General features: G+C 58.8%; 8 protein-coding genes. 5 read left to right on the top strand and 3 right to left on the bottom strand.

The features are described from left to right. Positions 1 to 85: 85 nt before the first annotated feature. On the bottom strand, positions 86 to 946 hold the full coding sequence (locus tag AC1RQB_RS25675) for a MurR/RpiR family transcriptional regulator (protein ID WP_177319492.1): 861 nt from the start codon (positions 944 to 946) through the stop codon (positions 86 to 88). Between the two features lie 228 nt (positions 947 to 1,174). Between AC1RQB_RS25675 and zwf the strand changes: the two genes are divergently transcribed. From zwf to AC1RQB_RS25655, 4 genes are all read left to right on the top strand, one after another. After that, positions 1,175 to 2,644, top strand: coding sequence for a glucose-6-phosphate dehydrogenase (gene zwf, locus AC1RQB_RS25670; protein WP_008072962.1), 1,470 nt, complete (start codon positions 1,175 to 1,177; stop codon positions 2,642 to 2,644). After that, entirely contained in the window at positions 2,631 to 3,344 is a 714-nt protein-coding gene (gene pgl, locus AC1RQB_RS25665; protein WP_008072963.1) for a 6-phosphogluconolactonase, read from the top strand. Before zwf ends, pgl begins: the two co-directional genes overlap by 14 nt. A 17-nt stretch (positions 3,345 to 3,361) precedes the next feature. Further along, entirely contained in the window at positions 3,362 to 4,027 is a 666-nt protein-coding gene (locus AC1RQB_RS25660) for a bifunctional 4-hydroxy-2-oxoglutarate aldolase/2-dehydro-3-deoxy-phosphogluconate aldolase (protein WP_008072964.1), read from the top strand. A 281-nt stretch (positions 4,028 to 4,308) separates the two neighbouring features. After that, positions 4,309 to 5,034, top strand: a complete 726-nt coding sequence (locus AC1RQB_RS25655) for an intradiol ring-cleavage dioxygenase (protein WP_063341290.1) — start codon at positions 4,309 to 4,311, stop codon at positions 5,032 to 5,034. A gap of 2 nt (positions 5,035 to 5,036) precedes the next feature. On the opposite strand, the gene AC1RQB_RS25650 is transcribed toward AC1RQB_RS25655, so the two are convergent. Together AC1RQB_RS25650 and AC1RQB_RS25645 are read right to left on the bottom strand one after the other, a co-directional pair. Next, positions 5,037 to 6,218 carry an aminotransferase class V-fold PLP-dependent enzyme gene (locus AC1RQB_RS25650; protein ID WP_063341289.1) on the bottom strand — a complete coding sequence of 394 codons (1,182 nt, stop codon included), beginning with the start codon at positions 6,216 to 6,218 and terminating at the stop codon, positions 5,037 to 5,039. A 25-nt stretch (positions 6,219 to 6,243) separates the two neighbouring features. Then, positions 6,244 to 6,480 carry a DUF3820 family protein gene (locus tag AC1RQB_RS25645; RefSeq protein WP_007949456.1) on the bottom strand — a complete coding sequence of 79 codons (237 nt, stop codon included), beginning with the start codon at positions 6,478 to 6,480 and terminating at the stop codon, positions 6,244 to 6,246. A gap of 204 nt (positions 6,481 to 6,684) precedes the next feature. Here AC1RQB_RS25645 and AC1RQB_RS25640 point away from each other — a divergent pair, with 204 nt between their 5' ends. After that, the gene (locus AC1RQB_RS25640) at positions 6,685 to 7,152 is read left to right on the top strand and encodes a ferritin-like domain-containing protein (protein WP_008072967.1); all 468 of its coding nucleotides are present in this window, start codon (positions 6,685 to 6,687) and stop codon (positions 7,150 to 7,152) included. Positions 7,153 to 7,166 lie beyond the last annotated feature (14 nt).

Genomic DNA, 7,166 nt, shown 5'->3' with positions numbered 1-7,166 from the left:
ATGCAGCCCGTGACGCTCCGCGTCACTGGACGCGGAGCGTCCCTAGAGGCATTCCCACGCAGAGCGTGGGAACGATCGGTACGAGTTAATTAAACTCATCCCCAATCGGATACCGACTGGCATTCAGGCTTTCTTTGATCTTGCGCAAATGCGGCTGGAAATCCACGCCCCGGCGCAGGGTCATGCCGGTGGCGAGCACATCGAGCACGGTCAGCTGAATGATCCGTGACGTCATCGGCATATAGATATCAGTGTCTTCCGGCAACGGGATGTTCAGGCTCAAGGTGCTGGCCTTGGCCAGCGGCGAACCCTCCGCCGTCAGGCCCAGCACCGAAGCACCGTTTTCCCGGGCGATGCGCGCCACTTCCACCAGTTCCCGGGTGCGGCCGGTGTAGGAAATGATCACGAACAACTCACCGGTGTGGGCCACCGAGGCAATCATGCGTTGCATCAGCACGTCGGCATGGGCGGTCACCGCCAGGTTGAAGCGGAAGAACTTGTGCTGGGCATCCAGCGCCACCGGGGCCGAGGCGCCGAGGCCGAAGAAGTGGATCTGGCGGGCCTGGATCAACAAGTCAACGGCGCGGCTGATCAGGCTCGGGTCAAGCGCCTGCAACGCACTGTCCAAAGAGGCGATGGCGCTGCCGAAAATCTTTTTTGTATACGCTTCCGGATTGTCATCGGCTTCAACCGCCCGGCTGACATACGCCGCGCCACTGGCCAGGCTCTGGGCCAGCTGCAGTTTCAGTTCCGGGTAGCCGCTGACGCCGAACGAGCGGCAGAAACGGTTGACCGTCGGCTCGCTGACCTTCGAGGCCTGGGCGAGGGCGGCAATGCTGAACCGGGTGGCCTGCTCCGGGTTGAGCAGAATCACTTCAGCGACTTTGCGTTCAGCCTTGTTCAGGTCTTCAAGGCGATTCTGGATCTGTTCCAGTAAATTTCGCACGCGATCCATTTCATGTTCCTTAGGTCAGCAGCGCAAATAAGCGTTCGACTAATGCAAATTGGGCCTTTGATACGGCCCATAACGGTGGCCTATCCTACTGATGGCTCCGACCGACCACCACTCGGAATCTGTATTTTGCGAAAATGTTGTGGTTATTACTACATTTTCCCTTGAGTGATGCCTTGAAAAAAGGTATTTGTAGCTTAACTTGATAAAAGAACAAACATCATGCCTTCGATTACGGTTGAACCTTGCACCTTTGCCTTGTTCGGCGCTCTCGGCGATCTGGCCCTGCGCAAGCTGTTTCCTGCCCTTTATCAACTCGATGGCGCTGGCCTGCTTCATGAGGATACGCGCATTATCGCGCTGGCCCGTGAACCCGGCAGCGAGCAGCAGCATCTGGCATTCATCGCCACTGAACTGCGCCGCTACGTGGGCGCCAAAGAGCTGGATGAAGCGGTGGTCGAGCGCTTCCTGGCCCGTTTGAGCTACCTGCACGTCGACTTCCTCAAGGCTGACGATTACGTCGCCCTGGCCGAGCAGGCCGGCAGTGCCCAGCGGGTGATTGCCTACTTCGCCACCCCGGCGGCGGTGTATGGCGCTATTTGCGAGAACCTGTCGAAGGTCGGCCTGACCGAAAACACCCGCGTGGTGCTGGAAAAACCCATCGGTTCGGACCTGGAATCCTCGCGCAAGGTCAACGACGCCGTGGCGCAGTTCTTCCCGGAGAACCGCACCTACCGCATCGACCACTACCTGGGCAAAGAGACCGTACAAAACCTGATCGCCCTGCGTTTCGCCAACAGTCTGTTCGAAACCCAGTGGAACCAGAATTACATCTCCCACGTGGAAATCACCGTGGCCGAGAAGGTCGGGATCGAAGGCCGTTGGGGCTATTTCGACAAGGCCGGGCAGCTGCGGGACATGATCCAGAATCACCTTCTGCAATTGCTCTGCCTGATCGCCATGGACCCGCCGGCTGACCTGTCCGCCGACAGCATTCGCGATGAGAAAGTCAAAGTCCTCAAGGCGCTGGCGCCGATCAGCCCGGAAGGCCTGACCACTCAAGTGGTGCGCGGCCAGTACATCGCCGGCCACAGCGAAGGCAAATCGGTACCCGGGTATCTGGAGGAGCCTAATTCCAACACCCAGAGCGACACCGAAACCTTCGTCGCCCTGCGTGCCGACATTCGTAACTGGCGCTGGGCCGGTGTGCCGTTTTACCTGCGGACCGGCAAGCGCATGCCGCAAAAGTTGTCGCAAATCGTCATCCACTTCAAGGAACCGTCGCACTACATCTTCGCCCCCGAGCAGCGCTTGCAGATCAGCAACAAACTGATCATCCGCCTGCAACCGGATGAAGGCATTTCCTTGCGCGTGATGACCAAAGAACAAGGCCTGGACAAGGGCATGCAGCTGCGCAGCGGTCCGTTGCAGCTGAATTTTTCCGACACTTATCGCAGCGCGCGGATTCCCGACGCCTACGAGCGGTTGTTACTGGAAGTGATGCGCGGCAATCAGAATTTGTTTGTCCGTAAAGATGAAATCGAAGCCGCGTGGAAGTGGTGTGACCAGTTGATCGCCGGGTGGAAAAAATCCGGCGATGCGCCCAAGCCGTACGCGGCAGGGTCGTGGGGGCCGATGAGCTCCATTGCACTGATCACGCGGGACGGGAGGTCGTGGTATGGCGATATCTGAATTGAAACTGCCTCAGGGCGTTAGCGCTCATGAGTTCAAAAGCCCGGTGTTGCTGGCCGAAGGCCTGGCATTGACGGTGGCCAGGCAATTGAGCGACGCCATTGCCGCACAAGGCGCCGCGACGCTGGTGGTGTCTGGCGGACGCAGCCCGGTGGCGTTTTTCCAGCACCTGGCCAAGCAGAAGCTGGACTGGTCGAAAGTGGTGGTCAGCCTGGCTGACGAGCGCTGGGTGCCGGTGGAACATGCCGACAGCAATGCCGGCCTGCTCAAGCGTTACCTGTTGCAAGGCCCGGCGGCCAAGGCTCAGTTCCTGAGCCTCTACAGTGCCACCGCCAACCTGGAACAGGCCGCCGAGCAGGCTGATCGCTTGCTCGCCGAATTGCCAGCGATCGACGTGCTGGTGCTGGGCATGGGCGACGACGGTCATACCGCGTCGCTGTTCCCCAACAGCCCGAACCTGGCCGATGCCTTGAAAGTCGACGGCACCCGTCGTTGCTGGCCGATGCTGGCGCCGACCGTGCCCCATCAACGCCTGACCATGAGTCGCGCGCTGCTGGCTTCGGCGAAGCACACCGTTCTATCGATTTCCGGTCAGTCCAAGCTGACCACCCTGAATGCCGCACTGGCCGGTGACGATGTCGCCGCCATGCCGATTCGGGCGTTTCTGCAACCAACGTTAGAGATTTACTGGTGCCCATGAACCAAGGATCAGCCGCTATGACAAACACATCCCCGACCGTTTCCATGGCGGACAAAGTTGCCCTGATCGACAGCCTTTGCGCCAAGGCGCGGATTCTGCCGGTAATCACCATCGCTCGTGAACAGGACGTGCTGCCGTTGGCCGACGCCCTGGCGGCCGGTGGCCTGACGGCGCTGGAAGTGACCCTGCGTTCGCAGTTCGGCCTCAAGGCGATCCAGATCCTGCGCGAGCAGCGTCCGGAACTGGTGACGGGTGCCGGCACCGTACTGGATCGCAGCATGCTGGCCGCGGCCGAAGCGGCCGGTTCGCAATTCATCGTCACACCGGGCATCACCCGTGACTTGCTTGAAGCCAGTGTCGGCAGCCCGATCCCGCTGTTGCCGGGCATCAGCAATGCCTCCGGCATCATGGAAGGCTATAGCCTGGGTTATCGCCGCTTCAAGCTGTTCCCGGCGGAAGTCAGCGGCGGCGTCGCGGCCATCAAGGCCCTGGGCGGCCCGTTCGGCGAAGTTAAATTTTGCCCGACTGGCGGCGTCAGCCCGGCCAATATCAAGAGCTACATGGCGTTGAAAAACGTGATGTGCGTGGGCGGTAGCTGGATGCTTGACCCCGAGTGGATCAAGAACGGCGACTGGGCCCGCATCCAGGAATGCACCGCCGAAGCGTTGGCGCTGCTGGACTGATTAACCTGATTTACCAAACACTTCGTTGTGTGTTCTACGGCTTTACGGTGCGCTTGGTCGGTGCACCGTTTTTTTTTGCCTGAAATAAAACCCCTGTGGGAGCGGGCTTGCTCGCGAAGGGGCCGCCGCATTCAATGCAGATTTTGACTGTCAGACCGCTTTCGCGAGCAAGTCGGATCGCCGCACCGCCGCTCCCACAGGACATCATGCGATACATAGTTACCGCATCTCGTCGCCCGTCCAGCGTTAACCTGCGTTCATCTTATTGAAGAGAGAACGTCATGGACGACAATACTGCAACGACATCCCCACCTCCGGCTTGCCAACTGTCACCCGAACAGATCGCCGGCCCGTATTTTCGAAACCCGAAACTGATCAGACGCAACATCAGCGAAGGCATGGATGGCATCCCCTTGGTGCTGCGGCTGACGATCGTCGATGCGATGACCGGTCAACCGGTCACCGGGGCGGTGGTCGATATCTGGCATTGCAACGCGCGCGGGGCGTATTCGGGGTGGAGCAAGATCAATCCAGACAAAAAAGTCAGCGTCGGCGATATCGGGTCGATCCCGCGTACCGATGATGATACCTACCTGCGTGGTGGGCAATTCACGGACAAAAAGGGCATCGTCCGGTTTACCACGATCTATCCGGGGTTTTATGCCGGCCGAGCGCTGCACATTCATGTCGCGGTACGCATCACAGCCGGCAACAACTATCTCGAAGAACGCCATGTCGCCTGGGTTGGCCAACTCTACTTCCCGGACGTAGCGTCGAGATCGGTGCTTGATGCCAGAGAATACGGCGGGCGCACGGTATCAGCGCTGACAAACGATGAAGATTTTCACTACAAACACCGAGGCGGCGAGGCCTCGACCTTGAATGTCCATGCCATCGGTCGAGACTCGAACGACGACGGCTTTTTCGGGCACATGACCATCGGCGTCGACACGTTTGCAGTGTCATCGCAAATCAAGCCCGAGGACTTCGACAAATACACCGTGTGACCTCAGCGCAATTCAGTCAGCGCCCGTGCCAGCCGATCCATGTCGGCTGCGGTGGTGGTGAGGCCCGGCGTGATGCGGATGCACGGGCCACACGCCGCACCGCTGCGCATCACGGTAAACAGGTTGTAGTCGTTGAGCAGGCGCTCGACCAGCGCCTGCTGATCGGCATGCCGGGTAAAGCGCATCGAGGTGATGGCGCAATACAGGCGCGGGTCATCCGGGGTCATGACTTCAATTCCCGGTAACCCCCGCACGGCATCGACCCATCGGTTACGCAGGTAATTGAGCCGCATGCCCTTGGCGACGGAACCGCCCATGGCGTGATGTTCTTCAAACACCAGCGGCAGGGTCAGCAAGGCCGGAATATTGGGCGTGCTGTAGGGCGTGCGGGCGCGAATGTCGGTGACCGGGAAATGCATCTCGCCCATGTCCGGGTCAATATCGGCCAGGCGCTCGGGAGCGATGTAAATGAAGCCCAGAGTCAGCGGCGCACCGATCCATTTGTGCAAGTTGTAGCCAGCAAAAGCGATGCCCAGTTTCTCGAGATCGAACTCGATCTGACCGAGGGCATGGGCGCCGTCGAGGATCACATCGATTCCGTGTTCCCTGGCGGCAGCGGCAATCGCCTGCACCGGCATGACCAGTCCGGTGCGATGGGTGACGTGGGTCAGCGCCATCAGCTTCAGTCGCGGATAACGCACGAAAGCTTCGCGGTAAGCGGTGAGTAAACTGTCGAAACTCGCGGGGTGGCAGTGTTCGATCTCGATCACTTCCACGCCTCGATAACGTGCCAGCCAACGCATTGCGCCCTTTACCGTGTCGTACTCCAGATCGCTTATCAGCACCTGATCGCCCGGTGCCAGGCGATTGTAGTTGCGGATCAGCGATTGCAGGCCATCCGAAGCGTTGCGGGTGAAGGCAACGGCTTCGGCGGGGGCACCGATCAGCTCGGCCAGTTGCTCACGAATCTTGACGCTTTCGCCCTGTTCGAAGCGCTGTCGCACATGCACCGAGTTGCCGCGGTTGATGAGTTCGATGTTGCGCTGATACTCCTCGACCACGGTGCGCGACATGCGCCCGAAATAACCGTTTTCCAGGTTCAGGGGGCCGGGTTCGACCGCGTAACGGTCGGCAAAGGTCTGCCAAAAGGCTTCATCGCGGGTACGGCGGGTGTTATCGGGCATGAGCAACTCGGTGAGGTAGGGCGGGTCAGTGGCGAGGCGCGGGTTTGCCGTGTTTGGCGCGCAGGGGTTCGAGCAGTTCCGACAAGCCGTTGTGGTCGATTTCCTGCATCAAAGCCAGCAAACCGCCCAGTTCACCGTGGGGGAAACCTTCGCGAGCGAACCAGTTCAGGTACTGGCCGGGCAGGTCAGCGATGATGCGGCCCTTGTATTTGCCGAAGGGCATTTCGCGGGTAATCAGCAGTTCGAGCTTTTCGGGATTCATCATCAGTCATCTTGATTCAAAACAGTCTGGAAAATACAGGCATTCTGCATGCAGGCCAAATGACAGATCATGCAAAAAAAACGGATACAGATTTCTCGTTAAAATCCAACCAATTGAAATATAAGTAAAAAGTCATCAATTCAAAGCTGGCATGCAGGCTGCAACTACTTATTGCATCTTTCATCAACCGCAAGGAACTGAAAAATGACCGACATTAATAAAGAAGCGATCTCTGTACTCAACGACCTGATTGAAACCTGTAAAGACGGTCAGGAAGGGTTCAAGACTTGCGCTGAAGACATCAAGCATCCAGAACTCAAAAACCTGTTTATGCAGCGCTCCGCCGACTGCGCTGCTGCCGCTGCCGAGCTGCAGGCGACTGTGCGCTCCCTCGGTGGTGATCCGGAAACCTCCACCAGTGTCAGTGGCGATATGCACCGTCGCTGGGTCGATGTGAAGGCGATGTTCACCGGTAAGGATGAAGAGGCGGTGCTGAACGAAGCCGAACGCGGTGAAGACCACGCGCTGAAGGCCTACAAGGAAGCACTGGAAAAAATCAACAAAGACAACCTGGTGAGCATTCGTGACATCGTTGAACGCCAGTATCACGGCGTGCAACGCAACCATGACCAGGTGAAAGCCCTGCGTAACCAGGCTCGCGCACGCTCATAAGTGTTTGTCATCGG

The organism is Pseudomonas sp. GW822-FHT02E03 (assembly GCF_058802325.1).
The sequence above is the reverse complement of the archived record's forward strand: the minus strand, read 5'-3'. Positions and strand labels throughout refer to the sequence as shown.